Origin of the sequence: Waterburya agarophytonicola KI4, from assembly GCF_020640915.1 — a bacterium.
GTDB classification, from domain to species: domain Bacteria; phylum Cyanobacteriota; class Cyanobacteriia; order Cyanobacteriales; family Xenococcaceae; genus Waterburya; species Waterburya agarophytonicola.
Map to the genome: position 1 here is coordinate 30,620 of NZ_JADWDC010000032.1, position 1,624 is coordinate 32,243.

Here is a 1,624-nt window from a genome sequence, read left to right on the forward strand (position 1 = left end):
GTACAAGTACCGATACAGATACCAATACTGATGTCGCGGGTGCAGGTACTGATACAGATGCCGATGCAGGTGATAATGTCGCAGGTACAAGTACCGATACAGATGCCGATGCAGGTGATAATGTCGCAGGTACAAGTACCGATACAGATACCAATACTGATGTCGCGGGTGCAGGTACTGATACCAATAACGATACAATAGCTCAAGCTAATCCAGATATCGAAGGTAGTGGTAAAGTAAATCCAGATATCGAAGGTAGTGGTAAAGTAAATCCAGATATCGAAGGTAGTGGTGAAATAAACCCAGATATCGAAGGTAGTGGTAAAGTAAACCCAGATATCGAAGGCAGTGGTGAAATAAACCCAAATATCGAAGGTAGTGGTGAAATAAATCCAGATATCGAAGGTAGTGGAGAGCCTAATGCAGCAACTAGTATAGAGGGAAACGGTGAAGTTGCCCCCAGTACAACAAATAGCGACACAGTAGCTCCTAATGATACAGAAGATGCAGGAGCAGTAGCTACAGCAAAAAAAGGAAAATGGTGGTGGTGGCTACCTCTTATATTAGGAATACCAATTTTAGCAGCGATCGCCGTATCGGGCTTTAAAGGCAAAGAAAAAAGCGATCGCGAACCTGCAATTGGAGGTCTTCCCGATCGCGACTCTCCTAATGGTGGAGGAGGAATATTAAATACTCCTGATGATGATTTATCTACGGTAGGAGCAAATACAGCCACTACTATAGGGAATGTTTCTAACAATACCGTTAACACTACTTCCAAACTCGGAGGTGCAGCTATTGCTACAGGAGGTGCAGCGATCGCAGGGGGGACAGCTGCTGCTACTAACTTTATAGGAAGTAAGAAAACTACAGAAGAAAATATAGACGATCTAGATATAGATCGAATTGAATCAGATAATCGAATTGATTTACCCGATACTGATGTTGATGAACCTGTAATTGAAGAGATTCCTTCAGATCCAGTCAATGAATTTACTGGTCAAGAAACTAGACTACAAGTTACAGATCAACCTACAAAATTGCAAGCCGATCTTACTGAAGACATCAATGAAAATACTTCAGGTTTCTTTGATGGTATATCGAGCGCAGGAGGTGCAGCCATAGCAGGAGGTGCAGCAGCTATCGGTGGTGCAGCAGCAGCCGCGTCAGGATTTTTAGGCGATCGGGAAGATTCTCCTGACGAGGATCTAGAAAACCTGGCAATCGATTCTGAAAGTGAAAACTATATACCAACAGGATATGTTTCCGAACAAACAACAAAGCTGCAAACAACCGATCTAGATGAAAGCTTTGAAGCAAAAATCCCTAATGAAGTATCGCAAGAATTTAGAGGTGATTTTGTCCTTAATGAAGAAACAGATGCTGACATTGAAGAATTAAATCTAGATGACGATCTATCTAATACTGCTTTAGACTCTATCGACACTATTGAAACTCCAGTCATAGATACGTCAATAGATGAAGACACTACTATCAATAATCCAAGTTGGATTGACGGTATATCGAGCGCAGGAGGTTCAGCCATAGCAGGAGGTGCAGCAGCTATCGGTGGCGCAGCAGCAGCCTCAGGATTTTTAGGCGATCGCGATCGCACTGAAACTCC

1 pseudogene is annotated in these 1,624 nt (G+C 42.9%); it reads left to right on the forward strand.

The annotated features are described in order from the left end of the window. A pseudogene (locus I4641_RS13370) lies at positions 1–1,624 on the forward strand (hypothetical protein); the annotation flags it as partial.